Consider the following 19,072-nt stretch of genomic DNA (forward strand, 5'->3'; position numbering starts at 1 on the left):
GTAGGGCCAGCGAAATCTTGTTCATGGGAGGCGCGAATGTAGCACAGGCCTGATCAGTTGTGGAGACCGCGTTCGTCGGGCTCGTCCGTCGAAATGCTGATCACGCTCACCGGCTGTCCGTTGGCCTTGCGCCATCCATAGACAACATATCCACTGAGGCCGTAGGCCACGAACAGGCTGAACAGTACGGTCGGCGGATGGATGTTGATGACAGCGATCCCAAGTGCGATCAGCACGATCACGGCAAATGGAACGCTGCGCTTCACCTGCACGTCCTTGAAGCTGTAGAACGGCGCGTTGGTCACCATCGAGAGCCCTGCGTACAAAGTGAAGGCGAAAGTAATCCAGGTGATCTGCTGCCAGGAGAGATAAAGCACCTCACCGCCGCGCTTGCCCCATTCGGTCATGAGCCAGATGAAGCCCGCCACGAGCGCCGCCGCCGCGGGCGAAGGGAGGCCCTGGAACCAGCGCTTGTCGACGACGCCGGTATTGACGTTGAAACGCGCAAGTCGCAGCGCAGCGCACGCGCAATAGACGAAGGCAGCAATCCAGCCCCAGCGGCCGAGGCCCTTGAGCGACCATTCGTACGCGATCAGCGCGGGCGCCGCGCCAAAAGACACCATGTCGGATAGCGAATCCATCTGCTCGCCGAACGCGCTCTGAGTATTGGTCATGCGCGCGACCCGCCCATCCAGGCTGTCGAGGATCATCGCCGCGAAGACACCCAGCGCCGCGAGATCGAAGCGCGCATTCATCGCCATCACGATCGAATAGAAGCCTCCGAACAGCGCTGCAAGGGTAAACAGATTCGGGAGGATGTAGATGCCTTTTCGACGCTTGCGCGGCGGCGCATCATCAGGAAGCGTGTCGTCATGCATGCAACCGGCCTCCAGTGCACGTCAGGAGGGTGCAACAGGCTTCGGAAATCACGGCAAATAGGGGGGACGATCGCATCGGAGGCAGTGTAGTTCAGGCGCCGCGGCGCCCCGAAAGAAAAGGGCCACCGATCGGTGGCCCCTGCAAGCTATGAAAAAGGCCCCGATCAGTTGCGGGTCTGGTCCACCAGCTTGTTCTTCTTGATCCAAGGCATCATGGCCCGCAGCTTCTCGCCGACCACTTCGATCTGGTGCTCGGCGTTGAGGCGGCGACGGCTGATCAGCGTGGGCGCGCCGCCCGCGTTTTCGAGCACGAAGCTCTTGGCGTATTCACCCGTCTGGATGTCCTTCAGAACCTGCTTCATGACCTTCTTGGTTTCTTCGGTCACGATGCGCGGGCCGGTCACGTACTCGCCGTACTCGGCGTTGTTCGAGATCGAGTAGTTCATGTTGGCGATGCCGCCTTCATAGATCAGGTCGACGATCAGCTTCAGCTCGTGCAGGCATTCGAAGTACGCCATTTCAGGGGCGTAGCCGGCTTCCACCAGCGTCTCGAAACCGGCCTTGATCAGTTCGACGGTGCCGCCGCACAGCACGGCTTGTTCGCCGAACAGGTCGGTTTCGGTTTCTTCGCGGAAGTTGGTCTCGATGATGCCGGCCTTGCCGCCGCCATTGGCTGTGGCATACGACAGAGCCAGGTCGCGCGCCTTGCCGCTCTTGTCGGCATGCACGGCGATCAGATGGGGCACGCCGCCACCTTGGGCATAGGTGCTGCGCACGGTGTGACCGGGCGCCTTCGGTGCCACCATCCACACGTCCAGATCCGCGCGCGGCTGCACGAAGCCATAGTGCACGTTGAAGCCGTGCGCGAAGACGAGCGAAGCGCCTTCCTTAATGTGCGGCGCGACATCGTTCTTGTAGACGTTGGCGATCTGCTCGTCAGGCAACAGAATCATGACCACGTCGGCTGCCTTCACGGCATCTGCCACTTCGGCCACCTTGAGGCCGGCCTTCTCGACCTTGGGCCACGAAGCGCCGCCCTTGCGCAGGCCGACGACGACCTTCACGCCGCTGTCGTTCAGGTTCTGCGCGTGTGCGTGGCCCTGGCTGCCGTAGCCGATGATTGCAACCGTCTTGCCCTTGATGAGGCTGAGATCAGCGTCCTTGTCGTAGTAGACCTTCATGAGATTTCTCCTTCGTTGATTCGGTGGATGTGGAACTTTGTTTTCAGACGCGCAGAATGCGCTCGCCCCGGCCAATGCCACTTGCGCCGGTACGGACGGTTTCGAGGATCGCGCCGCGATCGATGGCTTCGAGGAACGCGTCATTCTTGCCGTGATCGCCAGTGAGCTCGATGGTGTAGCTCTTGTCGGTCACGTCGATGATGCGCCCGCGGAAGATTTCGGTCATGCGCATCATCTCTTCACGCTCTTTGCCGACTGCGCGCACTTTCACCATCATGAGCTCGCGCTCGGTGTAGGCGCCTTCGGTCAGGTCGACGACCTTGACGACTTCGATCAGCCGGTTGAGGTGCTTGGTAATCTGCTCGATCACGTCGTCCGAGCCGGCGGTGACGATGGTCATGCGCGAGAGGCTGGGGTCCTCGGTCGGCGCAACGGTCAGCGATTCGATGTTGTAGCCGCGCGCCGAGAACAAGCCGACGACGCGGGAGAGTGCACCGGGCTCGTTCTCGAGCAGCACGGCAATGATGTGTTTCATGGCGAGAGGACTCCTCTTTTCGCCGCCCTCCCCCGCGCACGGTAATGCGCGGGCTTGGCGGGCAATAGATTTGTCGTAAAAATTGACTGGAAACCCGGTCCCTGCGGACACGGGGACGAGGGACATTGCGTCAGAGGTCTTCGGAGCCGAGGAGCATTTCGGTAATGCCCATGCCTGCCTTGACCATCGGGAACACGTTTTCGGTCGGATCGGTGCGGAAATCCATGAACACCGTGCGGTCCTTGAGCTTGCGTGCTTCGCGCAATGCCGGCTCGACGTCCTGGGGGCGTTCGATCAGCAGACCCACGTGGCCATAGGCCTCGGCCAGCTTCACGAAGTTGGGCAGCGCGTCCATGTAGCTGTGGCTGTAGCGGCCCGAATACTCGATCTCCTGCCACTGCCGCACCATGCCGAGATAGCGGTTGTTGAGAGAGCAGATCTTGATCGGCGTGTTGTATTGCAGGCAGGTCGAAAGCTCCTGGATGCACATCTGCACCGAGCCTTCTCCCGTGATGCAGAACACCTCGGATTCGGGCTTGGCGAGCTTGACGCCCATCGCATAGGGAATGCCGACACCCATCGTGCCAAGACCGCCCGAATTGATCCAGCGACGCGGCTCGTCGAAACGGTAGTACTGGGCCGCCCACATCTGGTGCTGGCCGACGTCCGACGTGACGTACGTGTCGGCGTCCTTGGTCATGTTCCAGAGGGTTTCGACCACGTATTGCGGCTTGATGACGTCCTTGTTGCCGCGGTCGTACTTGAGGCAATCCTTGCCGCGCCAGCTCTCGATGGTCTCCCACCAGTTGGCGAGCGCCGCCGCATCGGTGCGGACGGAGCTTTCGCGAATCATCGAGATCAGTTCGGTGAGAACGTCCTTCACGTCGCCGACGATCGGGATGTCGACCTTCACCCGCTTGGAGATGCTCGACGGATCGATGTCGACGTGGATGATCTTGCGTTCGTTCTGTGCAAAGTGCTTGGGATTGCCGATCACGCGGTCATCGAACCGGGCGCCGACCGCCAGCAGCACATCGCAGTTCTGCATGGCGTTGTTGGCTTCGATGGTGCCGTGCATGCCGAGCATGCCCAGGAACTTGCGGTCGCTTGCCGGGTAGGCGCCAAGACCCATCAAGGTGTTGGTGACCGGGTAGCCGAGCATGTCGACCAGCGCGCGCAACTCGTTCGTCGCGTTGCCGAGAAGCACGCCACCGCCGGTATAGATGTAGGGGCGCTTGGCAGCCAGCAGAAGCTGCAGGGCCTTGCGGATCTGGCCGCCATGGCCTTTGCGCACGGGGTTGTACGAGCGCATCTCCACCTTGTCGGGATAGCCGCTGTACGGTACCTTTTTGAATGAAACGTCCTTGGGCACGTCCACCACCACCGGGCCCGGACGGCCGGTGCGTGCGATGTGGAAGGCCTTTTTCATCGTCAGCGCCAGATCCTTGGGATCCTTGACGAGGAAGTTGTGCTTGACGATGGGACGGGTAATGCCGACCGTGTCGCATTCCTGGAATGCATCGAGCCCGATCGCAGCAGTCGGGACCTGCCCCGAGATGATGACCATCGGGATGCTGTCCATGTAGGCGGTCGCGATGCCGGTGACCGCATTGGTCAGCCCGGGACCGGAAGTGACCAGCGCCACGCCGACCTCGCCGGTGGCGCGCGCATACCCGTCGGCGGCGTGCACAGCGGCTTGCTCGTGCCGCACCAGCACATGCTGGATGGTGTCTTGCTTGTAGAACGCGTCGTAGATGTAGAGCACCGCGCCGCCGGGGTAGCCCCAGACGTACTGGACGCCTTCAGCCTGCAGTGCCTTGACCAGCACTTCGGCGCCCATGAGCTCTTGTGTTTGATTGCCCATCGCGGAGGATGCGGCTGCCGCGGAAGTGATTTCCGCCTTTGAGATTTCCATGATCAACCTTTGTGATTTTCGGGAACGAAAAACCTTGGGTGCCCCTTCGCCAGCTCTCTTGAAGCCGCGTCAGGACTTGAGGCCACGACCATGGGCGAATTTGTCATACCGCCGGACCGTGACCCGTTTGCCTTTTGACTAGCAGCGCGGATTATGACACCGGAAGTGGCGCCCAAAGAGCAACCGGCGCCCCTTCTCACGGCCAGGATGGGTGCGGGGCATAATCCGCGGCGACAAGAAAACCCGATGTCCTCGAGACACTTTCCCACTCGGCGCGTCCCCGGCGCCAGATTCGCTTGGCCACTGAAAAAGAACTTTCCGACTTCCTGAAGAGCGTCGAACGTCGCGCGTTCAAGCGGTCCGTCTATCACGTGCGGGACGAAGAAGCCGCGTTGGACATCGTCCAGGACAGCATGATGAAGCTGGCCGAGCACTATGGCGACAAGCCGGCCAACGAGCTGCCGCTTCTTTTCCAGCGCATCCTCTCCAATTGCACCCTCGACTGGTTCCGGCGGCAGAAGACGCGCAAGGCGCTTTTCTCCAATCTAAGCGATTTCGAGAGCCTGGACGATGACGGTGATTTCGACCTGCTGGAGCACTTCCAGCTCTCGACCAACGGCCAGGAAACCGAAAGCGCCGAAGACACGACACGGCGGGCTCAGGTCTTCCGCGAAATCGAGGAACAAATTGCCGCGCTCCCCGGTCGTCAACGTGAGGCCTTTCTGATGCGTTACTGGGAGGAAATGGATGTCGCCGAGACGGCCGCTGCAATGGGGTGCTCCGAAGGTAGCGTCAAGACTCACTGTTCGCGCGCCGTTCACGCCTTGAGCAAGGCGCTCAAAGCCAAGGGAATTTCGCTATGAATACATCGCTTTCCGCCTCTTCCGCTGCACTTGAGGAGCAGTTCGGCCGCCGCGTGGCCGCCCGGCTCTCGGCCGGCAATGTAGAACTTTCGCACGAGGTCAGCGAAAGGCTCCGCGTCGCCCGGGCGCAGGCGATGGCGCGTCGGAAGGTCGTTGAACACGTTCGCAGTGCGCCGGTCGTCCTGTCGCACGGCGGTAGTGCGTCGCTCGGGCTGGGCGCCCGCTGGTGGACCCGCATCGGATCGGTCGTCCCCCTCGTCGCGCTCGTCGCGGGGCTCGTGGCGATCAGCGTGATGCAGGACGACAACCGCACCAACGAATTGGCCGCGATCGACTCGGCGCTCCTGACCGACGCGCTCCCGCCGGCGGCCTATACCGACCCGGGATTTGCCCAGTTCCTGAAGACGTCCGACACCGAGCCCGAACACTGATTGCCGCGCACCGAATGCCGCTACGCCCTCTTTCTCGCGCCGAAGCGCGCAGCCTCGCGCGGCCGCACACCTGGGCGGCCGTGTGGCTGAGCGCGGGTCTTTTGCTGTGTGCCTGCGGTATGGCCGCGACTTCGGCCAAGGCCCAGCCGGGCAAAGCGACCGGCTCGGCAACCACCTCCGCAGTCGCGCCCAAGCCCCCCTCGAAGCCGCTCTGGCGCGAGCTCACCGCCCGCCAGCAAAAGGCCCTACAACCGCTGGCCCTGTACTGGGACGAGCTGACCGAGCCTCACAAGCGCAAATGGCTTGCCATTTCGCGCGATTACGCCAGCTTGCCTGCGTCGGATCAGGAAGTTCTCCATAGCCGAATGACCGAATGGGCAAAGCTGAGCAATCAGCAGCGAGAACAGGCGCGGCTCAACTTCGCGGACGTCAAGCAAGTCCCCGCTGACGAGCGCAAGGCGAAGTGGGAGGCCTACCAAGCCTTGAGCGACGAAGAAAAAAGCAAGCTGGCGGCCCGTGCCACGACCGTGAAATCTCCAGGCGCGGCATCGACGATCCGCCCAGTGCCACGCCAGAAGCTGGCGCCCGTCCCCGCCGTCGGCCCCGACAACCTGCACATGCCCCGCATACAGCTGGCCCCGCCCGCGACCACTGCCGCGGCGGCTTCTGCGCCTGTGGGAACGGCACATCCGGTGCCCGCGCCATCTGCGGCAAACACGCCCGCGCCCGCACCCACGTCCGCAGCCTCGGCTTCCTTTCCGCCCGTGAGCGCAGAGGCTCAGGTGCCGGCTCCGTCCGCATCTGAAGCGCCCGTGCGCGTGTCCGACCAACCCGCCTCCGCGCCCTGAGCCGCTGTCGATGTCTTCCACGTCCTCCGGCACCCCTGGCTCCGATCGTGCTGCCGCCGCTGGAGCGCCCGCACAGAGTCCGCCTGTCTCGCCCGCCTCGCCCGCTTTGCCAGCACCCGGTCTGTGGCGCCGCATGGCTTGCTGGCTCTATGAAGGCATGCTGCTGTTTGCGGTAGTGTTCGTTGCAGGCTGGCTTTTCAGCACCCTCGGGCAGATGCGCGACGGCATGGATTCCCGCCGGCATCTGCTGCAGGCCTTCCTGTTCGTGGTATTCGGCGTCTACTTCGTCTGGTTTTGGTCGAAGGGGCAGACCCTCGCCATGAAAACCTGGGGGATCCGGGTCGTTGACCGTTTCGGGCGACCCCTGACGCAAGGTCGCGCGCTGCTGCGATATTTGTTGAGCTGGATCTGGTTCTTGCCGCCGCTGGCCGCCATCTCCCCGTTCAAGCTCGGCGGCGGCGAAGCGTCGGTGCTGGTTTTTGGCTGGGTCCTGGTGTGGGCGCTGTTGGCCCGGTTTCAGCCAGAGCGACAGTTCTGGCATGACGCATGGGCTGGCACGCGCCTGATTCCGTCGAAGCCGCTCAGCCGCAGATGAGCACCACGGAAACGGCCAACCCGCAAAAAGCACGTCGGGGTTTGGTTCGCATCTGGCACGCAGCGCGGATTTCAGTCGACGGCTTCCGCGCCGGCTGGCAGGAGCCCTCATTCCGGCAGGAAATCTATTGCGCCATCGTCATGGTGCCGTCTGCGTTCTGGGTGGGCCAGCGCTGGATGGAGATCGCGCTGCTTCTTGCCGTACTGGCTCTCGTGGTGATCGTCGAACTGCTCAATACGGCCATCGAGGCCGCCATCGACCGAGTGGGTGCCGAGTGGCATCCACTTTCCAAGACGGCGAAGGACGTGGGCAGCGCCGCGGTGCTTGTGTCCATCCTCCTGTGCGCCGGCGTCTGGATCACCGCAGTTTGGCAGCGCCTGGCGGGTTGACGCATGGCCCCGGAGCCCGAACGTCACGCTGGCGCGGCATGATACGGAGATGACTCCTAGATTTTCGATATGCGTTTATTGCGGCTCCCGCCCAGGTGAGCAAGCCGAATTCACCGCCGCCGCCCAGACGGTCGGCCGCTGGATCGGCGAACAAGGCGGCCAGCTGGTCTACGGCGGCGGTCGAACGGGCCTGATGGGCACCGTCGCCGACGCCACCCGTGCGGCCGGCGGCCGTGTCGTCGGCATCATCCCCAAGGCCCTCGTCGACAGGGAACTCGCCAACCGCCAAAGCGACGAGCTTCACGTTGTAGACACCATGCACGAGCGCAAGGCCATGATGGGCGAGCGAGCCGACGCCTTCCTCGCCTTGCCCGGCGGCATCGGCACCTTCGAGGAACTGTTCGAGATCTGGACCTGGCGCCAACTCGGCTACCACGACAAGCCAGTCGGCATCCTCAACGTGGCCGGCTACTACGACGCCCTCCTCGCCTTCCTCGCCCACAGCGTCCGCGAAGGCTTCATGGGCGAATGGCAAATGGACCTCATCCGCTCCGCCACCGACGCGCCCGCCCTCCTGGAAGCACTCCGGCAAGAGCACACCCGCCACCCCAAGTCCGACAAATTAGCCCAGATCCTATAAGGACCGCGTCGCAACGAGTTCCTTCCAGAAACACCGCGGAACCGGCTTTGCCGGGCCGCCGGTGTTGCCCCCGGGCAGGGGGAAGGCGAAGCGACACGAAGTGCGCGCAGCCTGGGGGCGAGCCAGCCGTCAGACCGCAGCTTCGTCCTCTTCCCCCGTGCGGATGCGCACGACCCGCTCCACGTTCGTCACGAAGATCTTGCCGTCCCCGATCTTGCCGGTGCGCGCAGCGCTGACGATCGCATCGACACAGCGATCGACATCCGCCTCGTTGACCACCACCTCGACCTTCATCTTCGGCAGGAAGTCGACCACGTATTCAGCGCCACGGTACAGCTCGGTATGACCCTTCTGGCGGCCAAAGCCTTTCACTTCGGTCACGGTGAGGCCAGTGACGCCCACTTCGGCCAAGGCCTCGCGCACGTCATCGAGCTTGAACGGTTTGAGGATGGCAGTGATTTGCTTCATAGGGGCTTTCTTCCGGCGGTTTCGTTGAATTTGCTGGTAATAGGGTAGCGCCAATCTTTGCCGAAGCTGCGATGGGTGACCCGGATTCCCACGGGTGCCTGACGCCTTTTGTATTCATTGATCTTGATCAGGCGCGCCACTCTTTCGACCACGTCCCGGTCATAGCCCGCCGCGATGATCTCGTCGATCCCTTCGTCGTCTTCCATGTAGCGCGACAGGATGCCGTCGAGGACGTCGTAGGGCGGCAGACTGTCCTGATCGGTTTGGTCCGGCCGCAACTCGGCGCTCGGCGGGCGCGTGATGATGCGCTCGGGGATTGGCTCGTGGCCTGTGCCGTAGGGGTCATGCGCATTCCGCCAGCGTGCCAGCGCGAACACCGTTGTCTTCAGCAGATCCTTGATGACCGCGAAGCCCCCCGCCATGTCGCCGTAAAGCGTGCAGTAGCCCGTCGCCATTTCGCTCTTGTTGCCGGTGGTCAGCACGATAGAGCCGAACTTGTTCGACAGCGCCATCAGCAAGGTACCGCGGATGCGCGCCTGGAGGTTTTCTTCGGTGGTGTCTTCGCGCAGCCCCTCGAACTCATTGGCCAATGCACCGAGGTACGACTCGAAAGTGTGCTTGATCGAGATTTCGTCGTAGCGCACGCCCATGCGCCGAGCCATTTCACGCGCATCGATCCAACTGATGTCAGCGGTGTACGGCGAAGGCATCATCACGGCCCGCACCCTGTCCTTGCCGAGCGCATCGACCGCAACCGCGAGCACAAGCGCCGAGTCGATCCCGCCCGAAAGGCCGAGGATCGCGCCCGGAAAGCCGTTCTTTCCGATGTAGTCCCGCACGCCGAGTACGAGGGCGTCCCACAGTTGCGCTTCGGCTTCGCGCGGTGCCGAGGCGGCGGAGTCGTCGGGCATGAAGCGCATCCCTTGCGCACTGCGCTCCATTTGCGCGAGGACCAGTTGTTCCTTGAAACTTTCCGCTTGCAGCGCGCGCGTGCCTTCAGCCTGCAGCGCGAAGGAGCCCCCGTCAAAGACCACTTCGTCCTGGCCGCCGACGAGGTGCGCATATACCAGCGGCAGGCCTACCGCATGCGCGCGCTCGGCCATGCGCGTCAGGCGCTCGCCGCCCTTGCCGACGTGAAACGGCGACGCGTTGATGACCGCCAGCACTTCGGCACCCGCCTCCTTGGCCAGTCGCGCGGGAGTGTCGAACCACGCGTCTTCGCAAATCAGCAGGCCGACGGACACGCCGCCCGCCTGGAACACACAGACGCCTTCGCCGGGCGTGAAATACCGGCGCTCGTCAAAAACCTGGTAGTTGGGCAGTTCGCGCTTGGCGTAAGTCTCGAGGATGCGCCCTTCGCTGAGCACGCTGGCCGCGTTGTGCCGCAATTGCACGGCGACCGACTTGCTGCGCAGGCTGCCGCCCGTCGGATGGCCAACCACCACCACCATGCCATCGAGATCGGCGAGTTCGGCGGCCACCACCTTTACGGCATCGTCGCAGGCGGCAACGAAGGCGGGCCGCAGGAACAGGTCTTCCGCCGCATAGCCGCAGATCGAAAGCTCCGGTGTAAGCAGGAGGCGTGCCCCTTGCTGATAGGCGGATCGCGCGGCGTCGACGATCTTCCGCGCATTGCCGGTAAGGTCGCCGACCACGAAATTGAGCTGCGCGATGGCGAGTTTCAGAGTCATATGAGAGCAAGCAAAGGGCTGATCGATTATGTCATCCACATATCGGCGCCCACGCCTTGCAACCCTCGGGCCACGCGGCATCGCAGGGGCTGTTACCCTCATGAAGCGATGCGCACCGGCTCTTCAATTTCCGCCTTCTTCGATTCCGTCGTTCCGAGCCCGCAGGGCCAGGCCTATCTGCTCCTGGTCTTCACCACGCTGATCTGGGGCGCCAATGCCGTGGCTGCGCGGCTCGCCGTGGGTGAGGTCTCGCCGATGATGCTGACCTTCTCGCGCTGGATCGTCTGTTGTCTCGCCCTCGGTCTTACGTCGCGGCAACAGATCGCCATGCACTGGCGCTCCCTGCTGCCGTTCTGGCGGTCCATCGTGCTGATGGGTGCGCTCGGCTTCACGGGTTTCAACGCGCTGTTCTATGCGGCGGCCCATCACACAACGGCCATCAATATCGCGATCATTCAGGGCACCATTCCCGTGCTGGTGCTGGTCGGCAGCTTTTTGTTCTTCGGCACGCGCATCACTGGCCTGCAGATCGTGGGCGTTGTCATGACACTGGCCGGCATCGCGGTCGTCGCGTCTCGCGGTGAGTTTGCGTTGCTGGCGAGTCTTGCGTTCAATGTCGGAGACGTCTGGATGGTGATCGCGTGCCTCCTGTATGCGGGATATGCACTGGGTCTGCGCAGAAGACCCGCGGTGCCAGCGATCGTCTTCTTTGCTGCCACCGCCCTGGTCGCGTGCCTGGTCTCACTGCCGCTGGTGGCTGCGGAGGTCGCAATGGGCCAGTTCTTCATGCCCACGGGCAGGGGCATCGCACTGGTGATCTTCGTCGGCCTGCTGCCGTCTTTCATTTCGCAGATCACCTTCATTCACGCAGTGGGACTGATCGGGCCGGCGCGGGCCGGCGTTTTTCTCAATCTGGTTCCGATCTTCGGGCCGCTGCTGGCCGTGATGATCCTGGGCGAGCCCCTGTCGATCTACCACGCGGTAGCGCTGGCCCTCGTGCTCGGCGGCATTTACGTGGCCGAGACGCTCGGGGCCCGCCGCAGTTGACGAGTTTGCAGTGACTGACCCTATCGTTCGCATCCATCGCTCGATCGCCGAGATCGACGCCGCCGCGTGGGACGGCTTGCTCGCCAAGCAGGCCGCGCCCTCCCCCTTCATGCGCCATGCCTACCTGAACGCGCTCGACGCCAGCGGCAGCGCTTCGCCGAAGACAGGATGGGCGCCGCACTTCGTGGCGCTCTGGCGCGGCAAGCAGCTGTTGGCGGCATGCCCGCTCTATGTCAAGGACCATTCGTACGGGGAGTACGTCTTCGATTGGGCCTGGGCCAATGCGTACGAGCAGCACGGGCTGGCCTACTACCCCAAGGCGGTCGTCGCGGTGCCTTTCACGCCCGTGCCGGGTACCCGGCTGCTCGCGCGCGACGACATCAGCCGAGCGCTTTTGGCACGAGCCTTGGTCGCCTGGTGTGAGCAGACGGAAGTGTCTTCCCTGCATCTGCTTTTCGGCGCCGACGAAGATATCGCTGCGTGCGCCGACGCCGGACTCATGCTGCGGCACACGGTCCAGTTCCATTGGAACAACGCGCAATGGAGCGATTTCGACGCGTTCCTTGCGAGCCTGGCTCATGACAAGCGCAAGAAGATCCGCCAGGAGCGCCGCAAGGTCCATGAGGCAGGTGTGAGCTTTCGCTGGTCGCGTGGAACCGACATTGACAGCGCCGACTGGGATTTCTTCTATCGCTGCTATGCGCGCACTTACCGCGAGCACGGCAATCCGCCCTATCTGAACCGCGACTTCTTTCATCGCATGGCGGCGAGCATGCCGGAAGCCTGGCTGCTCTTCATCGCCGAGCGCGGCGGCAAGCCGATCGCGGCGAGCCTGATCACATTGTCCGCCGGCGTCGGCAGAAGCAACGCATCGGAGCATCCGCTCATCGCCTACGGCCGCTACTGGGGCGCGCTCGAACGGGTCGACTGCCTGCACTTCGAGGCTTGCTACTACCAGCCGCTGCAGTGGTGCATCGAGCATGGCGTTCTGCGCTTCGAAGGCGGCGCGCAGGGCGAACACAAAATGGCGCGCGCGCTGATGCCGGTCAAGACCACGAGCGCGCATTGGCTGGCGCACCCGTCTTTCGCCGACGCGGTCGAGCGCTTTCTGGAACGCGAAGGCGCGGGCATCGAGAACTACATGGACCATCTCGAAGAGCGCAGCCCATTCCGCCAACAAGAATGAAGGCATGAAAAAAGCGCCTCGCGACACATGCCACGAGACGCCCTGAAAAATGATCGACCGCGAAACTTACTTGTTGAAGTTAGCGATGCCGTCCATGATTTCCTTCTTGGCCGAGTCGATGCCTTCCCAGCCCAGCACCTTGACCCACTTGCCGGCTTCGAGATCCTTGTAGTGCTCGAAGAAGTGCGTGATGGCCTTCAGGCGCATCGGGTTCACGTCCTCCACCTTCTTCCAGTGGCTGTAGATCGGCAGCACCTTGTCGGTCGGAACGGCCAGCACCTTGCCGTCCACGCCTGCTTCGTCTTCCATCATGAGGATGCCGATGGGCCGGCACGGCACCACCACGCCAGGCACCAGCGCGTAGGGCGTGATGACCAGCACGTCCACCGGATCGCCGTCGCCCGACAGGGTTTGCGGCACATAACCATAGTTGGTCGGGTAGTGCATCGCCGTCGTCATGAACCGGTCGACGAAGATCGCGCCCGATTCCTTGTCGACTTCGTACTTGATCGGATCAGCGTTCATCGGGATTTCGATGATGACGTTGAAAGATTCGGGAGCGTCTTTTCCGGGGTGAACTTTGCCGAGGGACATGGTCTGTCTTTAGGAGTAGGAGGAGGTTAGCGAGATGCGGACAAACCCGAAGTTTACTTTCCATGTCACGGCACAGTCGCACACAAAGCCGCATTTGCCTGTAAATTGAACCCGTTGGCCAATCGGCCCCTGCCTTTGCGGCACCGGGGCTTCGAGGAAGCAACGCGGCGGAAGCACTGACCCGTACGCGTTGCGCACAGGTCGAGCTTTCGTCTCCACAAAGTTAAGTCGAACTAATGGAGAAGCAAAGGCATGACTGGCAACACCCCTCTCGTCCTCGCCATTGTCTGCGGCCTCGTGGCCGTGGCTTATGGGTTCTGGGCGCGCAGCTGGATTCTTTCGAAAGACGCGGGCAACGCCCGAATGCAGGAAATCGCAGCCGCGATCCAGACCGGCGCGGCGGCCTACCTCGCGAAGCAGTACCTCACCATCGCCATCGTAGGCGTGGTGCTTGCAATACTGATCGCCATCTTTCTCGACTTGACCACGGCAGTGGGCTTCATCATCGGCGCGGTGCTTTCAGGCGCCTGCGGCTTCATCGGCATGAACGTTTCGGTCCGGGCCAACGTTCGCACGGCGCAGGCGGCCACCAAGGGCATCGGCCCGGCGCTCGACGTGGCGTTTCGCGGTGGGGCCATCACCGGCATGCTGGTCGTGGGGCTCGGCCTGCTGGGCGTGTCGGCCTTCTACTGGTACCTGGCGGGCAGCGCCACGATCACACCGGACAAGAGCCTCGCGAGCCTGCTCAATCCGTTGATCGGTTTCGCCTTCGGCTCTTCGCTGATCTCGATCTTCGCGCGCCTGGGCGGCGGCATCTTCACCAAGGGCGCCGACGTGGGCGCCGACCTGGTGGGCAAGGTCGAAGCGGGCATCCCTGAAGACGATCCGCGCAATCCGGCCGTGATCGCCGACAACGTGGGCGACAACGTCGGCGACTGCGCCGGCATGGCCGCCGACCTGTTCGAGACCTACGCCGTGACATTGATCGCGACCATGGTCCTGGGCGCGCTCATGGTGTCCGCGGCACCGGTCAACGCGGTGATGTATCCCCTGGCGCTCGGCGGCGTGTCGATCATCGCTTCGATTATCGGCTGCTTCTTCGTGAAAGCTTCTCCAGGCATGGTCAATGTCATGCCCGCGCTCTACAAGGGCTTGGCGGTAGCGGGCATCCTGTCGCTGATCGCGTTCTGGTTCGTGACGAGCTGGCTGATCCCCGACAACGCCATCGCTCCCACCGGCAGCCAGCTCAAGCTTTTCGGTGCCTGTTTTGTCGGGCTGGCGCTGACGGCTGCACTGGTGTGGATCACCGAGTTCTATACCGGCACGCAATATTCGCCGGTACGTCACATTGCGCAGGCTTCGACGACCGGCCACGGCACCAACATCATTGCTGGCCTTGGCGTTTCGATGCGTTCGACCGCTTGGCCGGTGATCTGCGTCTGTATCGCAATCTTGGCCGCCTACACGATGGCCGGCCTCTATGGCATCGCAGTGGCGGCAACGGCGATGCTGAGCATGGCCGGCATCGTCGTCGCGCTCGACGCCTACGGCCCCATCACTGATAACGCCGGCGGCATCGCCGAGATGGCCGAACTGCCAGCCAGTGTGCGCGACATCACCGACCCGCTCGACGCTGTCGGCAACACCACGAAGGCCGTAACCAAGGGTTATGCGATTGGCTCCGCAGGGCTTGCGGCGCTGGTGCTCTTTGCCGATTACACGCACAAGCTCGAAGGCTACGGCCTTGCGATCGACTTCAATCTGAGCGATCCGATGGTGATCGTTGGACTGTTCATCGGCGGCATGATCCCCTACCTTTTCGGCGCCATGGCAATGGAAGCCGTCGGCCGGGCGGCGGGTTCCGTCGTGGAGGAAGTGCGCCGCCAGTTCCGCGAGATCAAGGGCATCATGGAAGGCACCGCCAAGCCCGAATACGGTCGCGCGGTGAGCATGCTGACTGGTGCGGCCATCAAGGAAATGATGATCCCGTCACTGTTGCCGGTGGTCGTGCCGATTCTGGTCGGCCTGGTGCTCGGGCCGAAGGCGCTCGGTGGCTTGCTGATGGGCACCATCGTGACCGGTCTTTTCGTGGCGATCTCCATGTGCACGGGCGGCGGCGCGTGGGATAACGCGAAGAAGTACATCGAGGATGGCCACCACGGCGGCAAGGGCTCGGAGGCGCACAAGGCCGCCGTGACCGGCGACACCGTGGGCGACCCCTACAAGGACACTGCCGGCCCGGCCATCAATCCGCTGATCAAGATCATCAACATCGTGGCGCTCCTGATCGTCCCGCTGGTGGTCAAGTTTCATTCGGGTGAAGCGGGTGCAATGACCAAGCCGGCAGAAACGCCAGCACCGCTAACCGCACCTGCTGCGCCCGCAGCCCCCGCCGCAGCCCCCGCCGCGGCTGCGCCGGTATCGGCCCCGGTGGCCGCGGACTCAGGCGCGTCGATCAAGACCGAAGGCGGCGTGGTGAAGTTCTACTTTGCCAGCAGCAGCGCCGAAGTACCGGCCGGCGCGAACGAAGCGCTGGCCGACATCGCGAAGAACGTACAGGCCGGTGGTCATGTGGTGGTGAGCGGCTTCCACGATGCCAGCGGAGACGCAGAGAAGAACGCCGAACTCGCCAAGCAACGCGCAATGGCGGTAGGCGCCGCGCTTCGGATGGCGGGCGTGCCTGACGACAAGGTCGAACTCGCCAAGCCCGCGCAAGCCCAGGGCGACGGCTCTGCGGGCGAAGCCCGCCGCGTCGAGGTGAAGGTTCAGTAGCGAGAAACGGTCAGTTCAGGCTGACCGAGCGCGTGGGCGAGGCGCCCTGCTCGCTTCGCAATGGCACGCCCTGGAGCGTGTCGAAGTCCGATGGCGCCTCGGGGACACGCATTTCGTCGAGCTCATGCAGCGAAGCGACCCAGCGTCCGGCCGCTGAGTCCGCCGGCTCGTCATTGGTGAAGATGCCGTCGCGGATGTAGAAAGTCTCGCCCTCGGGTCGCTCCACGTGAAGCTCGATCAGCCTCGCGATAGGAAAGGTATAGGTGACCAGCTTTTCCTTGGTCTTGCGGTCCTTGGCCCCGCAATTGAAAAAACCTTCGGCAGCGATCACGATGCAAGACCCGTCGACCGAGCTGTCGATGTCAACGCCGCATCGCCACACAGCCGTCGGCAAGCGCACGCGGACCTTGTCGATGACGAGGTCGCGTTGCTTGTTCAGGGCGTTCAGGGGTGGAACGAGCGAGCGCAATTGCCGCAGTCGCTCGGCGAAGTTGTCGTCCATCGAAAACTCGACGTGGTGCGTCGCACCGCCGGATCGTTTGACGACCTGCATGATCACGTGGCGTTGGCGGCTCACAGGGCACGTCCTTTCGCATTGAATCGAAGCGTGCTCAGGGCTTGAAGAGCTATCGAATTCATCGGAAACATGGAATCAACCATCAATTGGAACTTTGCTCTGATGCAAATAGTTGCGTCAGTTGTTTCCAACTGTAGTTCGAATTCTTCCGATTTGATAGGCGGTACGAAGTACTAATTCGGCGGCCGATCGCCCCCGAGAAGGGGGCTTAGCCGCCCCCGGAAGCCACGAGTTCGTCGAGTGCCTTGCAGGAAGGCGCGCAAACCGTCTGCGATTTGCCGAGCAATTGACGGGTGCGCATCTGCGAGCGCACGCGGTGCTTTCCGCACATGAAGCACGACATCGTCGCGCCGCTGAACGACGCCGAAGCGCGAAATGGGGATCCGGACGCCTTCGCCTTGTAGCGCAGGCCGTCCTCTAGAACGGTGGTCTTGACTTCAGTCTTACTCATGGGCGGCTTCCGGGCCACGCTTCATGGCGCGCTCTATAGCGCTCTTGGCGGCCAGTTCAGCGGATAGCGATACGTCCAGCGCGGTGCGGCACAGGCCCGCATGCTGGTAGTTGAGATTTTCGTACACCTCGGCGGCGGCCGGGTAGGCGTCGAGCAATTGGCCCAGTTGGGCACCTGGTTCTACATCGCGGAATTCATCCACGAGGTGCATGACGACGGACCGATATTGCTCGGCCCCGACGGGCTCGGAACTGTGCTCGATGCGCTCGAGGAGTTGGGCCAGCACGTGCGTTACAGCCAGGTCGGACTTGTTCGCAGGAGTATGTGTAGCGTTCATGCGAAGCATGTGGGGAGCCGGAGCCGAATTGCAAGGACGGGGTGCCGTGGTGACCATCCGGGGATTACAACAGCATTTCCGGAACGATCGGCCCGACCAGCACGTTGTAAAAACGTTGAAAAAAGCTGGCCTCAGGTTCGGAAGTCAGGATTATTTCTTTTTCGCCATCGGTGGTCAGCCATTGCAAGGCTCCCGTTTCCTTGTTCAGGCGAAGGCGATACGAATTCTGGAGCTTGCTGATGTTGATGACTCGCAGCATTTCGCGCGCAAGTTGCGGGCTTTCGGCCACGACACCCATTTCGGTGTTCTGCGTCGCCGATCGTGGGTCGAGGTTCATGGATCCGATGAAGATGCGCTGCTTGTCGATCGCTGCCGTCTTGGCGTGCAGGCGGCCGAGCGAGTTGCCGAACATGCCGAAGCGTTCGCTGGCGATCGTTCGCTCGGGGCTCAGCTCGTAGAGGTCGGCGCCGCTGCGAAGGAGCCGCTCCCGATAGCGGGCATAGGCCGTGTGCACCAGCGGCTCGTCGTTGGCGGCGAGCGAATTGGTCAGCAGCGTCAGTTTGACCTTTCGCCGCGCGAGATCGTCGAAGGCGGCCATGCCCTTTTCCCCCGGCACCAGGTAGGGGGAAGTCAGGTTCACTTCGGTCTTCGCATCCATCATCAGCCCCCAGACCTTCATGGTCACGCTGGTGGCAAGCGCCTCGTCGGCATTCATGTAGGTGGGCTTCTTCGGCGGATCGGCAATCACATGGGCTTCGCCCCAGAGCAGCCCCATGCGGCCGCCGTCCAGTTCCTCCGTGATCGGGCCGTATCCCAGGACGTCCACCGGCGGAAGCTCCAGCCGGGGCGCAGGCGCGGACATGCCGATCCAATTGTCGAAATCTTCGGCCGTGGGCTTTTTCCCCCGAGTGGCGTGCACGATGTCTTCGATGGGCCAGACCTGCTCGGCGTTCCAGAAGGTGTCGAAGACTGCCTCGAGCTCCGGCACCACTTTCCCGACGACAACGGCGTCCATGTCAATGAAGTTCTGCGCCTGGCTAAGCACAAAATACTCATCGGCGATGTTGCGTCCGCCCACGACCGCCACCACGCCATCGGCAATGAAGAGCTTGTTGTGCATGCGGTGATTGAGACGCGGGATGTCCTGCGGCGAAGCGGCAAAACGCGAGATGAAGCCGTTGCGCCCGCAGCAGAACGGATTGAACAGCCGCACCTCGACGTTTGGCACCTGCGCGAGCTCCAGCAGCGGCTCCTGGCTCTTGGCGGTGTAGAGGTCGTCCACCAGCACCCTCACCTTCACGCCCCGCGCCGCGGCTTCCCGCAAAGCCCGCATCAGCAATCGGCCGGTGCCGTCGTTTTCGAGCTGGTAATACTGCACCACGAGCGCCTGTTGGGCCCGCTTGGCGAGCTGGATCCGGGCGTCGAGCGAATAGACGCCCAGCGGCATCAGGCGAAAACCGGAGTGCTCACCGGGCGGCGTCGAATCATCGACGATCTTTGCGAGCCGGGTGGACTGATCGGGTGGCGCAGCGTACTCGTCCGCGCGTTCATGCATCTGCGGCAAAGACCCGCAAGCGGTCAGCATGGCAAGCAAGGCGCATGAAAAGGCGGCGTGCAGCCAGCGGGTCGTTCCGAAAGTCATCGTCTTTCCACCTCGGTTGCTATTGCGCCCTT

20 protein-coding genes are annotated in these 19,072 nt (G+C 62.9%); 9 read left to right on the forward strand and 11 right to left on the reverse strand.

All coding sequences use genetic code 11. The annotated features are described in order from the left end of the window. Window positions 1–53: 53 nt before the first annotated feature. From pssA to AC1DSF_RS06620, 4 genes are all read right to left on the reverse strand, one after another. Window positions 54–878, reverse strand: a complete 825-nt coding sequence (gene pssA, locus AC1DSF_RS06605) for a CDP-diacylglycerol--serine O-phosphatidyltransferase (RefSeq protein ID WP_478126432.1) — start codon at window positions 876–878, stop codon at window positions 54–56. A 164-nt stretch (window positions 879–1,042) separates the two neighbouring features. Beyond that, complete coding sequence (gene ilvC / locus AC1DSF_RS06610; protein WP_478126433.1) at window positions 1,043–2,059, reverse strand: ketol-acid reductoisomerase; 1,017 nt, start codon at window positions 2,057–2,059, stop codon at window positions 1,043–1,045. Window positions 2,060–2,102: 43 nt separating this feature from the next. Further along, the gene (gene ilvN, locus AC1DSF_RS06615) at window positions 2,103–2,594 is read right to left on the reverse strand and encodes an acetolactate synthase small subunit (RefSeq protein WP_478126434.1); all 492 of its coding nucleotides are present in this window, start codon (window positions 2,592–2,594) and stop codon (window positions 2,103–2,105) included. Window positions 2,595–2,724: 130 nt separating this feature from the next. Continuing rightward, window positions 2,725–4,509 (reverse strand): acetolactate synthase 3 catalytic subunit, encoded by a 1,785-nt coding sequence (locus AC1DSF_RS06620; protein ID WP_478126435.1) that lies wholly within the window; start codon window positions 4,507–4,509, stop codon window positions 2,725–2,727. A 296-nt stretch (window positions 4,510–4,805) separates the two neighbouring features. Here AC1DSF_RS06620 and AC1DSF_RS06625 point away from each other — a divergent pair, with 296 nt between their 5' ends. From AC1DSF_RS06625 to AC1DSF_RS06650, 6 genes are read left to right on the forward strand one after another with little or no spacing between them, the layout of a single operon-like run. Further along, the gene (locus AC1DSF_RS06625; protein ID WP_478126436.1) at window positions 4,806–5,372 is read left to right on the forward strand and encodes an RNA polymerase sigma factor; all 567 of its coding nucleotides are present in this window, start codon (window positions 4,806–4,808) and stop codon (window positions 5,370–5,372) included. Then, window positions 5,369–5,803 (forward strand): DUF3619 family protein, encoded by a 435-nt coding sequence (locus tag AC1DSF_RS06630; protein ID WP_478126437.1) that lies wholly within the window; start codon window positions 5,369–5,371, stop codon window positions 5,801–5,803. The genes AC1DSF_RS06625 and AC1DSF_RS06630 overlap by 4 nt, the downstream gene beginning before the upstream one ends. Window positions 5,804–5,817: 14 nt before the next feature. After that, complete coding sequence (locus AC1DSF_RS06635) at window positions 5,818–6,651, forward strand: DUF3106 domain-containing protein (RefSeq protein WP_478126438.1); 834 nt, start codon at window positions 5,818–5,820, stop codon at window positions 6,649–6,651. Window positions 6,652–6,661: 10 nt separating this feature from the next. Further along, the gene (locus AC1DSF_RS06640) at window positions 6,662–7,246 is read left to right on the forward strand and encodes an RDD family protein (protein ID WP_478126439.1); all 585 of its coding nucleotides are present in this window, start codon (window positions 6,662–6,664) and stop codon (window positions 7,244–7,246) included. Further along, on the forward strand, window positions 7,243–7,635 hold the full coding sequence (locus AC1DSF_RS06645) for a diacylglycerol kinase (RefSeq protein WP_478126440.1): 393 nt from the start codon (window positions 7,243–7,245) through the stop codon (window positions 7,633–7,635). Before AC1DSF_RS06640 ends, AC1DSF_RS06645 begins: the two co-directional genes overlap by 4 nt. Before the next feature lie 49 nt (window positions 7,636–7,684). Further along, entirely contained in the window at window positions 7,685–8,275 is a 591-nt protein-coding gene (locus AC1DSF_RS06650) for an LOG family protein (protein WP_478126441.1), read from the forward strand. A gap of 129 nt (window positions 8,276–8,404) precedes the next feature. On the opposite strand, the gene AC1DSF_RS06655 is transcribed toward AC1DSF_RS06650, so the two are convergent. Together AC1DSF_RS06655 and AC1DSF_RS06660 are read right to left on the reverse strand one after the other, a co-directional pair. Then, a complete protein-coding gene (locus tag AC1DSF_RS06655) occupies window positions 8,405–8,743 on the reverse strand; it encodes a P-II family nitrogen regulator (protein ID WP_286565984.1) in 339 nt (112 codons plus the stop codon). Beyond that, on the reverse strand, window positions 8,740–10,434 hold the full coding sequence (locus AC1DSF_RS06660) for an NAD+ synthase (RefSeq protein ID WP_478143131.1): 1,695 nt from the start codon (window positions 10,432–10,434) through the stop codon (window positions 8,740–8,742). Before AC1DSF_RS06660 ends, AC1DSF_RS06655 begins: the two co-directional genes overlap by 4 nt. Before the next feature lie 108 nt (window positions 10,435–10,542). Here AC1DSF_RS06660 and AC1DSF_RS06665 point away from each other — a divergent pair, with 108 nt between their 5' ends. Beyond that, window positions 10,543–11,481 carry a DMT family transporter gene (locus AC1DSF_RS06665; RefSeq protein ID WP_478126443.1) on the forward strand — a complete coding sequence of 313 codons (939 nt, stop codon included), beginning with the start codon at window positions 10,543–10,545 and terminating at the stop codon, window positions 11,479–11,481. Between the two features lie 10 nt (window positions 11,482–11,491). Then, window positions 11,492–12,667: a GNAT family N-acetyltransferase gene (locus AC1DSF_RS06670; RefSeq protein WP_478126444.1), complete on the forward strand. Its 1,176-nt coding sequence runs from the start codon at window positions 11,492–11,494 to the stop codon at window positions 12,665–12,667. A 66-nt stretch (window positions 12,668–12,733) separates the two neighbouring features. On the opposite strand, the gene ppa is transcribed toward AC1DSF_RS06670, so the two are convergent. After that, a complete protein-coding gene (gene ppa / locus AC1DSF_RS06675; protein ID WP_478126445.1) occupies window positions 12,734–13,261 on the reverse strand; it encodes an inorganic diphosphatase in 528 nt (175 codons plus the stop codon). 252 nt (window positions 13,262–13,513) lie between these two features. Between ppa and AC1DSF_RS06680 the strand changes: the two genes are divergently transcribed. Continuing rightward, a complete protein-coding gene (locus AC1DSF_RS06680) occupies window positions 13,514–16,033 on the forward strand; it encodes a sodium-translocating pyrophosphatase (protein ID WP_478182475.1) in 2,520 nt (839 codons plus the stop codon). Window positions 16,034–16,043: 10 nt separating this feature from the next. Here AC1DSF_RS06680 and AC1DSF_RS06685 read toward each other — a convergent pair whose 3' ends face one another. The 4 genes from AC1DSF_RS06685 to AC1DSF_RS06700 all read right to left on the reverse strand — a co-directional run bounded on the left by AC1DSF_RS06685 (window position 16,044) and on the right by AC1DSF_RS06700 (window position 19,040). Continuing rightward, complete coding sequence (locus AC1DSF_RS06685; protein ID WP_478126447.1) at window positions 16,044–16,610, reverse strand: hypothetical protein; 567 nt, start codon at window positions 16,608–16,610, stop codon at window positions 16,044–16,046. A gap of 208 nt (window positions 16,611–16,818) precedes the next feature. Next, on the reverse strand, window positions 16,819–17,061 hold the full coding sequence (locus tag AC1DSF_RS06690) for a hypothetical protein (RefSeq protein WP_478126448.1): 243 nt from the start codon (window positions 17,059–17,061) through the stop codon (window positions 16,819–16,821). Beyond that, entirely contained in the window at window positions 17,054–17,398 is a 345-nt protein-coding gene (locus AC1DSF_RS06695; protein WP_478126449.1) for a hypothetical protein, read from the reverse strand. Before AC1DSF_RS06695 ends, AC1DSF_RS06690 begins: the two co-directional genes overlap by 8 nt. 64 nt (window positions 17,399–17,462) lie before the next feature. Continuing rightward, a complete protein-coding gene (locus AC1DSF_RS06700; protein ID WP_478126450.1) occupies window positions 17,463–19,040 on the reverse strand; it encodes a phospholipase D-like domain-containing protein in 1,578 nt (525 codons plus the stop codon). Between the last annotated feature and the right edge of the window lie 32 nt (window positions 19,041–19,072).

It is taken from the genome of Variovorax sp. 01N429, assembly GCF_056399425.1.